A 13,847-nucleotide genomic window follows, 5' to 3' on the forward strand; every position below is an offset into this window, starting at 1 on the left:
GGCTCACGCGTTCTTGATCGCCGAGATGTCGAAGTTCAGCTTGATCTTGTCGGAGACGAGGACGCCGCCCGTCTCCAGCGCCGCGTTCCAGGTGACGCCCCAGTCGGAGCGCTTGATCTCGGCCTTGCCCTCGAAACCGACGCGCTCGTTGCCGAACGGGTCCTTGGCGGCGCCGTTGAACTCCAGGTCGATGGTGACCGGCCTGGTGACACCGAGGATCGTGAGGTCGCCGGTGATGCGGTAGTCCTCGCCGCCGAGCGCCTCCGCCTCGGTGGAGCGGAACGTCATCGTCGGGAACTCGTCGATCTTGAAGAAGTCCGCCGACTTCAGGTGACCGTCGCGGTCGGGGCTGCCGGTGGTGATGCTGTCCATCTTGATGTCCAGCGAGGCCGTGGACTTCGACGGGTCCGCGCCGTCCAGGTGCAGGGCGCCCTCGAACTCCTGGAAGCTGCCCTTGACGTTGGTGACCATCGCGTGGCGGGCCACGAAGCCGAGCGTGCTGTGCGCGGGGTCGATCGTGTAGTCGCCGGTCAGCGCGGCGGTGTCGGCGGTCGCGCCGGTGGCGGTCGTCTCGTCGTTCTTGCGGCCGAAGATGCCCATGACGTGCTCCTTGGGGGACGGGGTCGCGGCTTCGAAGCGGTGGGACGCGGAAGGCGCGGCCTTGATGTTTAACGTTCAACGAACTCAACGAAAGACACCGTAGACCTATTCCATTCAACCTTCAACATCATCCGTCCGCGTGTCGCGGTCATTACGCAGCGTAACGTCGCGTCGTCCGTCATGGCGGCGGGACCCGCTGGGAAGCGGCTAGGCTCTGTGTGGGTGAACCGCCGTCCGGAGTCCTGTGTCACTCCGCGGGTGGTATGGACCGTCGGTGAATGTGAGGCGGGTCTCAGCTCCCGCCTTTGTGGCACCCCTACAACGGCGACGCCCCCTGAGCAGTCGGAACGGCTGCATGCGGTTCTGGTTCTGTTCAGTGCTTCCAGGAAAACGCGTCGGAGACTGTACGGAGTCGACGTCTCGCATTCCTTGGTGTCCTTCGTAAGGTCACTACATGACCGTTTTGGAAGAGACGACGGGCGAGCCCACCGGTGAGCCGACGGACGCGCGCGGGCGGGTCGCCGAGCTGCACGAGATCCGTGCGGTGGCTGTGGCGGGCCCCGGCGAGAAGGCGACCGAGGCGCAGCACGCCAAGGGCAAGCTGACGGCCCGGGAGCGCATCGAGCTGCTCCTGGACCCGGGTTCCTTCCAGGAGGTCGAGCAGCTGCGCCGGCACCGCGCGGTCGGTTTCGGCCTGGAGGCCAAGAAGCCGTACACCGACGGTGTCATCACCGGCTGGGGCACGGTCGACGGCCGTACGGTCTTCGTCTACGCGCACGACTTCCGGATCTTCGGCGGCGCCCTGGGCGAGGCCCACGCCACCAAGATCCACAAGATCATGGACATGGCCATCGCGGCCGGTGCCCCGCTGGTCTCGCTGAACGACGGCGCCGGTGCCCGTATCCAGGAGGGCGTCAGCGCCCTCGCCGGCTACGGCGGCATCTTCCAGCGCAACACCAAGGCGTCCGGGGTCATCCCGCAGATCAGCGTGATGCTCGGTCCCTGTGCGGGCGGCGCGGCCTACAGCCCCGCCCTCACCGACTTCGTCTTCATGGTCCGTGAGACCTCGCAGATGTTCATCACCGGCCCGGACGTCGTCAAGGCGGTCACCGGCGAGGAGATCACCCAGAACGGGCTCGGCGGCGCCGACGTCCACGCGGAGACCTCCGGCGTCTGCCACTTCGCGTACGACGACGAGGAGACCTGCATCGCGGAGGTCCGCTACCTCCTCTCCCTGCTCCCGCAGAACAACCGCGAGAACCCGCCCCGGGTGGAGTCGACGGACCCGCTCGACCGCCGCAGCGACGTCCTCCTCGACCTGGTCCCGGCCGACGGCAACCGGCCGTACGACATGGCCAAGGTCATCGAGGAGATCGTCGACGACGGCGAGTACCTGGAGGTCCACGAGCGCTGGGCGCGGAACATCATCTGCGCGCTGGCCCGGATCGACGGCCAGGTGGTGGGCATCGTCGCCAACCAACCGCAGGTGCTGGCAGGCGTCCTGGACATCGAGGCGAGTGAAAAAGCTGCGCGCTTCGTTCAGATGTGTGACGCTTTCAATGTTCCGATCGTCACATTCCTGGACGTACCGGGCTTCCTCCCCGGTGTCGACCAGGAGCACGGCGGGATCATCCGCCACGGCGCGAAGCTCCTCTACGCCTACTGCAACGCGACCGTGCCCCGGATCTCCCTGATCCTGCGCAAGGCGTACGGAGGTGCCTACATCGTGATGGACTCCCAGTCGATCGGTGCCGACCTGACGTACGCCTGGCCGACGAACGAGATCGCGGTCATGGGCGCCGAGGGAGCGGCCAACGTGATCTTCCGTCGGCAGATCGGTGCGGCCGAGGACCCCGAGGCCATGCGGCAGAAGATGGTCAAGGAGTACAAGGCCGAGCTCATGCACCCCTACTACGCGGCCGAGCGCGGCCTGGTCGACGACGTCATCGACCCGGCCGAGACCCGCGAGGTGCTCGCCAAGTCCCTGGCGATGCTGCAGACCAAGCACGCCGACCTGCCGTCCCGTAAGCACGGCAACCCCCCGCAGTAATCCTGCGGAAACCTCTCTCACGGAGACTGACACCCATGAACGTGCCTGACATCCGCGTCGAGAAGGGCAATGCCGACCCGGAGGAAGTCGCCGCCATCACGGCGGTCCTCCTGGCCCGCGCGGCCGCCCGGCCGACCGCCGACACCGAGCAGACCCACCGAGGCCGTGCCAAGGCCGGCTGGCGCCGCCTGGAGCGCGAGAACGGCTTCCGCGCCCCGCACAGCTGGCACTGAGCGTTCGAGCACGCACGACCGTCGGCCCCTCACTTCCGGGTGAGGGGCCGACGGCGTTTCAGCGACTCACCGTCAGCAGTTGCCGCCGGCGTTGTCGCAGGCCGTCTGGGCGACCGCCTGGACCAGGGCCTGCTCGGCCTGCTCCAGCCACCACGGAGTCTCGTTCTCCAGGTCGTACGCCTTGCCGAATGCCTCGTCCATCCAGTTGGGCTCCGAGCTGTCGTCACTGGGCGTGCAGCTGGAGACGAAGTCGTTGTCGTTCTGCGCCACGCCGGCCAGTGCCTGGGCGAAGGCGCTGCCCGAGTCGTAGAACGACTGCTCCATCTTGGTGAACGCCTTGTCCACGCGCGGGCTGCTGGGCGTCGCGGTCTCGGGGTCCACGCCCGCGTTCTGCAGCTCGCCCGACCAGCGCTGGCTGTTGTTGCTGATCCAGTTCTTCATGAACTCCTTGAACGCCTCCTCGTTCGCCGTCGCCAGCCAGCATGCCCGCACGGTGGTGTCGCCAACGGGCGCGCCGGCGGAACTCCCCGACCCCTGCGAGCAGTTGGGCTGTCCGCCGGTGACGCTGACAGTGCCCGTGCCGACCACCGGGTTGACCCCGACGCCGGGCTGGCAGACGACGGCGTCTGCCACGGAGCTGATCTTCGCGGTGGCGGCGCGGTGACCGGTGAGCTCGGGCAGGGCGCCGGAAGTCCTGAGGCCGACGCCGGTGCCGACGATCGCCGTGGCGGTGAGGAGGGCGGCGGTGACGCGCAGGGAGGGGCGCCTGGACAGGAAGGACGGACGCCGGGACAGGAAGTCGAACATGGTTTCTCCTTGGGTTGTCAGTACCAGTGGTGCGTCTGCCAGAAGGCCCAGGCGGCGCAGGCGCTGCCGTAGCGGGCGGTGACGTAGGAGCGCATCCAGCGCAGCTGGGTGGTGGGATCCGTGCGCCAGTCACCGCCGTAGCGGGCCATCTTCGAACCGGGCACGGCCTGCGCGAGGCCGTAGGCGCCGGACGCGGGATTGGTGGCGGTGGTACGCCAGCCGGACTCGCGGGTGATGATCCCGGCGGCGCAGCCGTACTGGCCGCCGAAGACGGCGACCGCGGCGCGGCGGGCGGAGCCGCCCGTGGGTGCCGTGGCGGAGGCCGCTGTCGCGGTGGTGCGGGCGGCCGGCGTACCGGCCGGGGCGTGGACGCGGACGTACGCGTCGACGGCGGCCGCGGCCGGCAGGGGCGCGTACCGGACCCGGGTGCCGGTGTGGGCGGCCTCGATGACCCGGCCGTCGCCCGCGTACAGCTGGACGTGGCCGAAGGAGGCGGTGAAGATCAGGTCCCCCGGCCGGAGTTCGGCACGGCTCGTACGGGAGCCGGCGCTGGCCTGGGCGGCGGCCGTGCGCGGCAGCCGGACACCCGCCGCGTCCCAGGCGGCCTGGACCAGCCCCGAGCAGTCGTAACCGCCGTTCCCCGTGCCGCCCCAGCGGTACGGGGTGCCGAGCCGGTCACGGGCGAACGCCACCGCGACGCTGCCCGCCGGGGCCGGTGCTGCCGGGGCCGGGGCGGTGTGCGCCTTCGGCCGGTCACCGCTTCCGGCGCCCTGCGCGGGGATCGTCAGGCGGTCGCCGGCCCGGATCAGGGTGGAGCTGCCCAGGTGGTTGGCGCGTTGCAGGGCGGCGACCGTGGTGCCGTACCGGTGGGCCAGGCCCCACAGGGTGTCTCCGGGGCGCAACAGGGCGGTGCGGGGGGCGCGTGGGGCGGGCGAGCGCCGTTTCGCGGCAGGGTGTGGAGTACGTCTGGCGGCGATATGGGTGGCGGTGGGCGCGTGCGTGCCGTGCGCGCTCCTCGTAGCGGTGCCGTGCGCCGCCGGGGAGGCGCCGGTCAGGGCGAGGACGAGGGCCAGGAGGACGGCGAGGAGAGGGACGCGGGTCAGACGGACGGTGGTCATGGCGAAGCTCCCGGAGAGCGGGGGAGAGGAAGGGGCGATGACTCCACTTGACGGCCCGGCGCATTGACGCACCAGCGGTTTTTGTTGACCGATTGGCGGCGAACGAGGCCGGGTGGGGCGGCCGGCGTCCGCAGTCAACTGGTCAACAAACAGGGCTGGTTGACCGGCGAGCACCTGCGTGGACTGGAAGCAGGACACCGCGACGAAGAGAGGTCCCCATGCAGAGCTCGCATCTGCCGCCCGCGTTCCGCAGGGTCGTCACGTACGGCGCCGGAACCCTGGCGGCGGTACTGACCGGAGCGGCGCTCTACGCGCTGCCGGACCCCGCAGGCGCCCCGCACGCGGCCCGGATCGCCGACACGGCCGCCTCATCCGTCCCGTCCGCCGGCTCGGCGACACCGACCAGCGACTCCGACTCCGGCTCCGACTCCGGCTCCGACTCCGGCTCCGGCTCCGGCCCCAGCTCCGGCTCCGGCTCCGGCACGGCATCGGCGGCCTGCGGCACGTCGTCGGCGCCGACGACGGGAACGTCCTCGGCAAGCCCCTTGACCAGCCCGGACATCGAACCGGCCACACCCTCGGACGCCGCATCCGTCACGCCGCCCGTCGCCGCATCCGTCACGCCCTCCGTGTCGACGTCGGCCGCTGCCTCCTTCCACGGCATCTACGCGTTCAGCGGCGGCAACACCTCCGACCTCGCCACCGACCCGGACGTGGCCGGACGCTCCCTCGTCTACTACTGGGCCCAACTGGAGCCGCGGCAGGGCCAGTACTGCTGGAACCTCATCGACCAGGACATGAAGCCCTGGGTGGCCGCGGGCAAGAAGGTCGTCCTGCGCGTCTCGGCGGCCGGCTGGGCGAAGTGGGACACCGCCGCGGACTCCGCGCACGGCACCCCCGGCTGGGTCTACGCCCAGGGCGTGAAGTCGGTGACCGAGCAGGACGGCGCGGTCATGCCGGAGTACTGGAACCAGACCTTCGAGAGCGACCTGGACACGTTTCTGGCCGCCTTCGCGGCCCGCTACGACGGTGACGCCGCCGTCTCCGCCGTGGACATCTCGATCGGCGTCGGCGGGGAGAGCAAGGCCGACAGCGAGAAGAACCCGGACCTGCTCGCGCTGTGGCAGGCGATCGGCTACACCGACGAACTGTGGTGGGGGTACGCCCAGCACACCATCACCACCTACACGAGCGTCTTCCACCGCACCCCGCTGGCGCTGATGCCGGACAAGACGTTCATCGGCGGCACCGACGGATACGACGAGGGCAAGATCGTCGACTACGCGGTGGCCAAGGGCATCTGGCTCCAGGACAACGGCGTCGTCCCCGGCCGCACCCTGTCCGCGCCGTGGGGTCAGACGCCTGTGATCGCCGAGATGCGCGGCGCCACGGGCGACACCGGCGACAACCTGGCCGACGACCTGAAGGCCGCCGTCGCCGAACACCCCGTCCTCATCCTGGTGTTCACCAGCGACATCACCGACGCCGACCGCGCCGTCCTGCACGAGGTCGCCGCGACCGCCGGCACCGGCGGCTGACCGCCCGTCATGGCCGGATCACGACGGCTACGACACCGGTCGGGCACTAATATGACCGGGCGGTGGTACCCGTGGGGCTGAGGGGCGGCGCGATGGGCAGACGGGAAGCTCCGGTTCCGGACGGTCCCTTGAAGGACTTCGCCGAGGGACTGCGGGAGCTGCGGGCGCAGGCGCCCGGCTCGCCCACCTACCGGGAACTGGCGGCCCGCGCCCGTTACTCCTCCTCCGCCCTGTCGGACGCCGCGGCCGGGCGCCGGCTGCCCTCGTGGGAGGTCACCGCGGCGTTCGTGACCGCCTGCGGCGGTGACGTGCGGCGCTGGCAGGAGCGCTGGCGGGAACTGGACACCCGGCTGCGCGGCCAGGACCCGGCGCTCCTGGACGCCGGTACGCCGGACGCCCCGGAAGCAGGATCGGAAGCCGGACCGGAAGTCCCGGCACCCGCCCCCGCCTCGAACCCCGCCTCCGCCCCGCCCGTCGCTCTCACGCCCCTCTCGCCCTCCGACCCCGCGAAGGCCGGCCCGTACCGGCTGCTGGGGCGGTTGGGGGCCGGTTCGATGGGGGTGGTGTACCTGGGGGTGTCCCGCGCCGGTCGGCCGGTCGCCGTGAAGGTGGTGCGGGTGGACCTGGCCGAGGACCCGCACTTCCGGGAGCGCTTCACCGCGGAGGTGGCGGCGGCCCGCCTGGTGTCGGGGCCGTACACCGCGGCCGTGCTGGAGGCCGACACGGAGGCCGAACGGCCCTGGCTGGCCACCGAGTACCTGCCCGGTCCGACCGTGGCGGAGGCCGTGCGGTCGGCCGGCCCGCTGCCCGCCGCCGTCGTGCTGGGCCTGGCCGCGGGAATCGCCGAGGCCCTGGCAGCCATCCACGGCGCCGGGGTGCTGCACCGCGACCTGACGCCCGGCAACGTCGTCCTGGACGACGCCGGCCCGAAGGTCGTCGACTTCGGGGTGGCCCGCGCCGCGGACGCCGCCCGCCTGACCCGGACCGGCGTCCGCGTGGGCACGGTGCCGTTCATGGCGCCCGAGCAGGCCGACGGGCGGGAGGTCACCGCGGCCGCCGACGTGTTCGCCCTGGGCTGTGTGCTCGCCTACGCGGCCACCGGCGTCCCGCCGTTCGGCGACGGCACCAGCGGTGAGGTGCTGTACCGCATCGCGCACGCCGATCCCGACCCCGCCGCCCTCGACTGCGGTGACGACCGGCTGCGGGAGCTCATCGGGCGTTGCCTGCACAAGGATCCCGGGCGCCGCCCGACACCCGAGGAGATCGTCGCGCTGTGCGGGGCGGACCGTCCTGAGGAGTCGGCCTGGCTGCCCACGGCCGCCGCCTCCCGGCTGGCCGCCCGCCGGAAGGAGGTCGACGACACCCTCACCAGGGCCGCCACCCGCCGTACCGTGGTCCGCGTCCGGCTCACCGCCGTACCGCTCGTCCTCGCCACCGGTATCGCCGTCGCCGTGGCCCTGACCGCCGGCCGCTCCGGAAGCTCCACGCTCACCATCACCCCACCGGAGACCGGCGGTCCCACGGCCTCGCTCTCGGCCCCGGCCGCCGTGAGCCCGTCCGGCACGCCGTCACCCGGCGCCCGGCGCTCGGCCACTCCCGGCCGCTCGGCCTCCGGAGCCGCCCTTTCGGGCCAGGGCGCCGCCGGTACGCGTACACCGTCGCCCTCCCCGAGCGCTCCGGACGGCGGCACCAGCCAGACCCCGACGGTCACCTGGACCGGCTACGCGGGCACCCACTGCGCCTCCCCCGGTGCGGCGGAGACCAGCTTCTACGCCAAGGACGGCGAATGGAAGCAGACCAAGGGCGGCGCCTACCTGCACGGCTGCGACGCGGCCGAGTACATCAACCTCTACAACGACAACGACGACGGCTGGACCGCCAACGCCGACTGGGTCTTCACCCCCGGCACCAAGGTCGACGCGTGCAGCTTCCGCATCCACGTGGCGACGGGCACCTGGGCCACCACGGCCCACTACAAGGTCTACGACGTGGACAGCACCGTCGAGGGCCAGGCCGACTACAGGTACGCCTTCACCTTCGACCAGCACACCTACGACGCGGGCGGCTGGTACACCACCCGCGCCTTCCCCTTCCACACCGGCACCATCGACCTCACCCTGACCAACACGGGCCGTACCGGAGGCCGGGGAGTGGTCGCCGACATGGTGACGGCGAACTGCTCCTGAAAAAAACCAAGGGCCCCTTCGAGGAAGGGGCCCGGGAACCGCCCCTTCTTTGAAGGGGCGCGGGACTGTATCAATATGCGGCTCCGCCGCGTGGGCGCGATCAACCACAAACCACCCGCAGTCGGCGTACAACCAGTCGCGGCAGCCCAGTGGCCGAAATTAACGCAGCCGAGCCATGAGAGCGTGCTCCACCAGCGTGATCAGCGCCGACTTCGCATCGGCCCGATGCCTCGCATCCGTCGTGATGATCGGCGTGTCGGGCCCGATCTGCAGCGCCTCACGGACCTCTTCGGGGTTGTAGGGCTGGTTGCCGTCGAAGCCGTTGAGGGCGATGACGAACGGCAGGCCCGAGTTCTCGAAGTAGTCGACCGCGGGGAAGCAGTCGGCGAGACGCCGGGTGTCGACCAGGACGATCGCGCCGATGGCGCCGCGTACCAGGTCGTCCCACATGAACCAGAAGCGGTCCTGACCGGGGGTGCCGAACAGGTACAGGATCAGGTCCTGGTCCAGGGTGATGCGGCCGAAGTCCATGGCGACCGTGGTGGTCGTCTTGTCCCCGGTGTGGGTGAGGTCGTCGATGCCGGCAGACGCGGACGTCATCACGGCCTCTGTGCGCAGCGGGTTGATCTCCGAGACGGCACCGACGAACGTGGTCTTGCCCACGCCGAAGCCGCCCGCCACCACGATCTTCGCGGAGGTGGTGGAGCGGGAAGGACCGCCGCTAGAGCTTGCGAAGTCCACTGAGCACCCTTTCGAGCAGTGTCACGTCTGGCTGGCCGCCGGCGTTCTCGTCGCCGCCGGGCTGATGGATGGCGACCAGGCCCGCCTCCGCCAAGTCGGCGACGAGGATCCTGGCCACGCCGAGAGGGATCGTCAGGAGGGCCGAGATCTCGGCCACCGACTTGATCTCCCGGCAGAGGTTGCAGATCCGCTGATGCTCGGGCAGCTGGCCCTGCATCTGGTGCGGCTGCGCGGTGGTGTGCACCAGGGCCTCGATGGCGAGCTGGTACCGCGGGCGGGTCCGGCCGCCGGTCATGGCGTACGGACGCACCAAGGGGTTGTTCGACCCCGAGGCCGTCGACGGCTCGGGGCGGCGCTGCGGCTGCACCGGCTGGATGCGCGGCGCCGGCGGCTGGTCGTACGGGGACGGGCCGGGGCCCTGCGGCGCGTACGGCTGCCGATGGCTCGGCGCGGAGGGGAAGTTGTACCGGTTCCCGGAACCGTCGCCCTGGCCCTGCGCAGGCCCGTACGACCAGTTGCCGTTATTAGAACCGCCTGGGGGTGTTGCCACTTTCTCTCCTCCTCCGACCGTGCCGGGCACCCATCCTTGTGGAGCCGCGTCCCGAAACCTTACGGCCCCGGGACGCCAAAACGCACCGTCTGACTATTAGTTGAGAAGGCTTCCCTGGAGTTCCGCACGCAGATCCGGGGTAAGAACGGTGCCCGCGCGGTCCACCAAAAGGGCCATCTCGTACCCAATGAGGCCGATGTCGGCCTCCGGGTGTGCCAGGACCGCCAGCGAGGAACCGTCGGAAACGGACATGATGAAGAGGAATCCCCGCTCCATCTCCACAACCGTCTGATTCACGCTGCCGCCCTCGAAAATCCGGGAGGCGCCTGCCGTCAGAGACGTCAGACCGGAGGCGACGGCCGCGAGCTGGTCGGCGCGGTCGCGGGGGAAGCCTTCGGACATCGCCAGAAGGAGTCCGTCGGCGGAGACCACCACCGTGTGGGACACCCCCGGGGTGTTGTCCACGAAGTTGGTGATCAACCAGTTCAGGTTCTGTGCCGCCTGGCTCATCGGGCTCACACTAACGCTCCTGGTTGTAGGTGCTGTCAGGACCGAAGCCCTGGCCGTTCGTTTCACTGCCTGCGTTGCGTCCGCGCTCGACGCCGCGACGCAGGTTGCTCAGCCTGCCCCGGATGTCCTCCGGGGCGCGGGAGACCTGTGGGCCTCCCTGGGGAGTGCTCTCGGCGGCCCCCTCGACCAGGTTGGCCTTGGGCACCCGCCTCGGCAGGCCGGAGGAGGTGACCCCGCCCGCCTTGGGCTTGCGCAGCTGGGAGGCCTGCTGCCAGCGCTCGTCGTTCTGCGAACGCCAGGAGCTGTCGCCGCCCGGCCCCGGAGTCGAGGCCGCCGGTGCCGGGGCCGCAGCCGGAGTGTGCTGCACGGGACCCGCGCCGTTCTGGCCGCCCGTGCCGCCGGCGGAGCCCCGGCGGGGCAGTCCCGCGTCGGTCAGCTGGTGGCCGGCGGAGGGGGCCGCTCCCGGACGGTCGAAGCCTACGCGGTTCCGCTCGTCCACGTCACCGGCCTGCACCGACTCCGCTTCCGGAGCGTACTGGGCCGGGTAGCCGTTCCGGTAACCGTCCTGCTGCGGCCAGTCGTCCTGGTAAGGCTGCTCGCCGAAGGCCGGGAACGCCTCGGCGGCGGGCTGCGCGGCCGCGGGCTCCTCCTGGACCGGCTCCTGGTAGGCGGGCTCCGGGTAGCCGCCGTTGACGGAGAACGGGTCGGGCGTGAAGGCGTCGGCCGAGAACGCGTCGTTCTGCGGCAGGCCGCCGTTCGGCGCGTAGTACTGCTCGTCGTACGTGCTCTGTGGCTGCTCCTGGTACGCCGGCTGCCCGTCGTAGCCCGTGGGCTGCTCCTGGAAGCCCGTACCGTTCGTGCCGTAGCCCTGCCGGCCGCTGTCGAACTCGTCGGCGTACGCCGGGATCTCCGTGGTCTCCTGCGGGGCCTGGGGGAGCTCTGTGCCCTGCGGGGTCTGCGACTGGGCCTCCAGGGCCGCACGGCGCTCCTCGCGCATCAGGGAGCGGCCCACGGGGTCGAGGTCGCGGATGTCGTCGGGGACTTCCACGTAGCGGCTGTCGTCGAAGCCGAGCTCGGCCGCCGTACGCATCGGCTGGAGCTGCGGCTGGCTGAAGCTCTCGGCCTGGAACTGCTGCTCCGGGATGATCTGCGAGACGGTGAACTCATCGCGATCCAGTAGCTGTTCGCCGCCACCGCCGTGCGTGATCGCGTCCGGCAGCATGACCAGCGAGGTGGTGCCGGCCTGCTCGCCGGAGGGGCGCAGCTGGACCCGGATGCCATGCCGGTCGGACAGCCGGCCGACCACGAAGAGGCCCATGCGCTGGGAGATCGCGGCGTCCACGGTCGGCGGGTTGGCCAGCTTGTGGTTGATGTCCGCGAAGTCCTCGGCGGTGAGGCCGATGCCCTTGTCGTGGATCTCGATCATCACGCGGCCGTCGGGGAGACGGGTCGCGGTGACGCGGACCTTGGTCTGCGGGGAGGAGAACGTGGTGGCGTTCTCCAGGAGCTCGGCGAGCAGGTGCACGAGGTCGGTCACGGCGCGGCCGTGGATCTCGGCCTCCGGGACGCCGGAGAGCTCGATGCGCTCGTACTGCTCCACCTCGGAGGAGGCGGCGCGCAGCACGTCGACCAGCGGGACCGGCTGGTCCCAGCGGCGGCCGGGCTCCTCGCCGGCGAGGACCAGGAGGTTCTCGCCGTTGCGGCGCATACGGGTCGCGAGGTGGTCCAGCTTGAAGAGGTTCTCCAGCTGATCCGGGTCGGCCTCGTTGTTCTCCAGGTCGGTGATCAGGGTCAGCTGGCCCTCGATCAGCGACTGGTTGCGGCGCGACAGGTTGGTGAAGATCGCGTTGATGTTGCCCCGCAGCAGGGCCTGCTCGGCGGCGAGCCGGACGGCCTCGCGGTGGACCTGGTCGAACGCGCGGGCGACTTCGCCGATCTCGTCGGTGGTCGTGATCGGGATCGGTGCCACCCGGGTGTCGACCCGGCCGGGGTCGGTGCGGGAGAGCTGGTCGACCAGCATCGGCAGCCGCTGCTCGGCGATGCCGAAGGCGGCGTTGCGCAGCTGGCGCATCGAGCGGGACATCTGGCGGGCCACCATGCCGGCCAGGATGAACGCGGCGAGCAGCGCGACCATGACCGCGGCGGCGGTGATGAACGCGTCCGTCTTGGCGCCGTCGGCGATGTCGGAGGCCTCGCTCACCGCCTTGTCGGCCATGTCCGACTCGATGGTGCGGTAGGCCTGGTACTTGAGGGTGTTGACCGTCCACCAGTTCTCGGCGGTGATGCCCTGGGCGGCCAGCGCCTGGCGGGTGGCGGGGTCGGTGTTCTGCAGCGTCGCCAGTGCCGAGACCATCGTGGTGGTCTTGGACGGCGGAGCCACGTAGTTCGGGTCCTTGGCCTTGGCCTGCTGGACCAGCGCCGCGCCGTCGGTCTTGATCTTCTTTTCGAGGTCGGTCAGCTTCTGCGCGTCGGCTTCGGTACCACCACCGACGTACTCCTCGACGGCGATGCCTTCGAGGTAGGCGTACGAGGAGAGGGCGACCCGCTGGGTGGCCAGGTTGCCGGCGTCCGGGCCGGGCTTGACCAGCAGGTGCATGCCGATCGACCGCTCCAGCGACAGAGCCGCCTTGGTGAGCGAGATGGCGTAGACGGTACGGCCGTAGGAGGTGATGTTTCCGGTGCCCAGACCGAGCTCGTTGGCGAACTCCATCAGCGGGTGCGCGATCTGGGTGTAGCCCTCTTCGGTCTGCACACCGGAGAGCTTGCTGGTGTACGCGGCGGCACGCAGGTCCGTGAGTTTGGGCTCGGTCTCGCGGAACAGCTTCAGGCGGCGCTCCAGGCCGGCCTTCTGCGGCATGTTCTGCGCGGCGGCGTCGAAGGCGTCGGCGGCCTTGTCGGTCGCGGTGCGCGCCTGGGTGACCGTCGCCTTGTCCTTGTTCAGGAGCAGCGGTGCCGCGCTGACGTCACGCTCGTTGTAGAGGGCGTCGCCGTAGGTGAGGGCCGCGCGGACCAGGCGGGCGGTGTTCTCCGCGTCCCGGGCGTCCTGCCAGGTGTCGATCGAGCTCTTCACCTGGAAGCCGCCCATGACCAGGCCGACGGCCACGGGTATGAGCAGGATCGCGTTCAGCCTGGTCGGCACTCGCCAGTTCCGCGGCGAGAAACGGCCGCCGCTCTTCGCGGGCGCGGCCGGTGGTTCCGCGGCTGGCACAGGGGTGGGCGCCGCAGCGCGCGGCGGCGGGGTGAAGTTGCCCCGTGCCGACGGCTCGGGACCGTTCTTGCTTCGCCTCACTCGACCAACAACCTCTCGGCGGCGGGCACCTGTCGTCGTGCCGCAGTCTCTCAGAGCCCGGTGTGTCACAGACCACTACTCAGTACGTCTTTGACTATTGGGCAGTTCAGGCATTCCAGCACGGGGGCCGGTGCACTTCCAAACAGTCCGTTGGGGCAGAGCGCGATGATGTAAGCCCCAGATAAAACGGTCATAAAGAGCGAGCCCCGCCAAAAGGCGGGGCCA

The 13,847-nt window shown here is 70.6% G+C and carries 11 protein-coding genes; 4 read left to right on the forward strand and 7 right to left on the reverse strand.

From position 1 onward, the window contains the following. Positions 1-3: 3 nt before the first annotated feature. A complete protein-coding gene (locus OHB00_RS35445; protein WP_406440946.1) occupies positions 4-600 on the reverse strand; it encodes a YceI family protein in 597 nt (198 codons plus the stop codon). Between the two features lie 454 nt (positions 601-1,054). On the opposite strand from OHB00_RS35445, the gene OHB00_RS35450 reads away from it, so the two are divergent. Together OHB00_RS35450 and OHB00_RS35455 are read left to right on the forward strand one after the other, a co-directional pair. Then, positions 1,055-2,650 (forward strand): acyl-CoA carboxylase subunit beta, encoded by a 1,596-nt coding sequence (locus OHB00_RS35450; RefSeq protein WP_406440948.1) that lies wholly within the window; start codon positions 1,055-1,057, stop codon positions 2,648-2,650. A gap of 35 nt (positions 2,651-2,685) precedes the next feature. Next, positions 2,686-2,883, forward strand: coding sequence for an acyl-CoA carboxylase subunit epsilon (locus tag OHB00_RS35455; protein ID WP_089098553.1), 198 nt, complete (start codon positions 2,686-2,688; stop codon positions 2,881-2,883). A 72-nt stretch (positions 2,884-2,955) separates the two neighbouring features. On the opposite strand, the gene OHB00_RS35460 is transcribed toward OHB00_RS35455, so the two are convergent. Together OHB00_RS35460 and OHB00_RS35465 are read right to left on the reverse strand one after the other, a co-directional pair. Further along, positions 2,956-3,690, reverse strand: coding sequence for a hypothetical protein (locus tag OHB00_RS35460; protein ID WP_406440950.1), 735 nt, complete (start codon positions 3,688-3,690; stop codon positions 2,956-2,958). Between the two features lie 17 nt (positions 3,691-3,707). Continuing rightward, positions 3,708-4,808: an NlpC/P60 family protein gene (locus tag OHB00_RS35465; protein ID WP_406440951.1), complete on the reverse strand. Its 1,101-nt coding sequence runs from the start codon at positions 4,806-4,808 to the stop codon at positions 3,708-3,710. A 218-nt stretch (positions 4,809-5,026) separates the two neighbouring features. Here OHB00_RS35465 and OHB00_RS35470 point away from each other — a divergent pair, with 218 nt between their 5' ends. Then, positions 5,027-6,346, forward strand: a complete 1,320-nt coding sequence (locus tag OHB00_RS35470) for a hypothetical protein (RefSeq protein WP_406440953.1) — start codon at positions 5,027-5,029, stop codon at positions 6,344-6,346. Positions 6,347-6,438: 92 nt separating this feature from the next. After that, a complete protein-coding gene (locus OHB00_RS35475; RefSeq protein WP_406440955.1) occupies positions 6,439-8,532 on the forward strand; it encodes a protein kinase domain-containing protein in 2,094 nt (697 codons plus the stop codon). A 159-nt stretch (positions 8,533-8,691) separates the two neighbouring features. On the opposite strand, the gene OHB00_RS35480 is transcribed toward OHB00_RS35475, so the two are convergent. The 4 genes from OHB00_RS35480 to OHB00_RS35495 form a co-directional block, all read right to left on the reverse strand. Continuing rightward, entirely contained in the window at positions 8,692-9,273 is a 582-nt protein-coding gene (locus OHB00_RS35480; protein WP_046729246.1) for an ATP/GTP-binding protein, read from the reverse strand. Then, entirely contained in the window at positions 9,254-9,823 is a 570-nt protein-coding gene (locus OHB00_RS35485) for a DUF742 domain-containing protein (RefSeq protein ID WP_406440957.1), read from the reverse strand. The genes OHB00_RS35480 and OHB00_RS35485 overlap by 20 nt, the downstream gene beginning before the upstream one ends. A gap of 96 nt (positions 9,824-9,919) precedes the next feature. Further along, positions 9,920-10,333 carry a roadblock/LC7 domain-containing protein gene (locus OHB00_RS35490; RefSeq protein WP_005479603.1) on the reverse strand — a complete coding sequence of 138 codons (414 nt, stop codon included), beginning with the start codon at positions 10,331-10,333 and terminating at the stop codon, positions 9,920-9,922. A gap of 10 nt (positions 10,334-10,343) precedes the next feature. Next, the gene (locus OHB00_RS35495; RefSeq protein WP_406440959.1) at positions 10,344-13,622 is read right to left on the reverse strand and encodes a nitrate- and nitrite sensing domain-containing protein; all 3,279 of its coding nucleotides are present in this window, start codon (positions 13,620-13,622) and stop codon (positions 10,344-10,346) included. Between the last annotated feature and the right edge of the window lie 225 nt (positions 13,623-13,847).

The organism is Streptomyces sp. NBC_00631 (genome assembly GCF_045206895.1).
In the GTDB taxonomy this organism is placed as follows: Bacteria; Actinomycetota; Actinomycetes; order Streptomycetales; family Streptomycetaceae; genus Streptomyces.

What these genes read in the sequence shown, in the direction of transcription:
- OHB00_RS35465 (WP_406440951.1), bottom strand. Translation starts at nt 4,808, where the DNA reads ATGACCACCGTCCGTCTGACCCGCGTCCCTCTCCTCGCCGTCCTCCTG.
- OHB00_RS35445 (WP_406440946.1), bottom strand. Translation starts at nt 600, where the DNA reads ATGGGCATCTTCGGCCGCAAGAACGACGAGACGACCGCCACCGGCGCG.
- OHB00_RS35460 (WP_406440950.1), bottom strand. Translation starts at nt 3,690, where the DNA reads ATGTTCGACTTCCTGTCCCGGCGTCCGTCCTTCCTGTCCAGGCGCCCC.
- OHB00_RS35450 (WP_406440948.1), top strand. Translation starts at nt 1,055, where the DNA reads ATGACCGTTTTGGAAGAGACGACGGGCGAGCCCACCGGTGAGCCGACG.
- OHB00_RS35475 (WP_406440955.1), top strand. Translation starts at nt 6,439, where the DNA reads ATGGGCAGACGGGAAGCTCCGGTTCCGGACGGTCCCTTGAAGGACTTC.
- OHB00_RS35470 (WP_406440953.1), top strand. Translation starts at nt 5,027, where the DNA reads ATGCAGAGCTCGCATCTGCCGCCCGCGTTCCGCAGGGTCGTCACGTAC.
- OHB00_RS35455 (WP_089098553.1), top strand. Translation starts at nt 2,686, where the DNA reads ATGAACGTGCCTGACATCCGCGTCGAGAAGGGCAATGCCGACCCGGAG.
- OHB00_RS35490 (WP_005479603.1), bottom strand. Translation starts at nt 10,333, where the DNA reads ATGAGCCAGGCGGCACAGAACCTGAACTGGTTGATCACCAACTTCGTG.